Source organism: Silvania confinis (assembly GCF_025564085.1).
GTDB lineage: Bacteria > Pseudomonadota > Gammaproteobacteria > Enterobacterales > Enterobacteriaceae > Enterobacter > Enterobacter confinis.
This window is the reverse complement of sequence record NZ_JAMGZJ010000012.1, coordinates 1-325: the sequence shown is the minus strand read 5'-3', so window position 1 is coordinate 325 and position 325 is coordinate 1. Positions and strand designations below refer to the sequence as shown.

1 protein-coding gene is annotated in these 325 nt (G+C 66.5%); it reads left to right on the top strand.

What is annotated here, in order from left to right; genetic code table 11:
* Positions 1–325, top strand: a 325-nt coding sequence (locus tag M8013_RS00060) for a transposase family protein (protein WP_472925654.1), incomplete at both ends; no start/stop codon positions are given.

The window sequence follows — 325 nt, the reverse complement described above, 5'->3', positions numbered from 1 at the left end:
GACCGCTCCCGGGCACCGCGTCACTCTCCTAACCAGACCCCTGACGTCACGACCGACCTGCTGCGCATCGCCCATGCCACCCACGCACGCTGGGGGGCCCGCAAGGTTAAGCGCTGGCTGGAAGACCTGGGTCATGCCATGCCTGCCTGCAGCACTGTCCATAACCTGATGGCCCGTCACGGCCTGCTCCCGGGGCTGCCTCCGGGTATCCCCGCCACCGGTCGCTTCGAACATGACGAACCCAACCGGCTCTGGCAGATGGATTTTAAGGGCCACTTTCCCTTTGGCGGTGGCCGCTGCCACCCGCTCACCCTGCTGGATGACC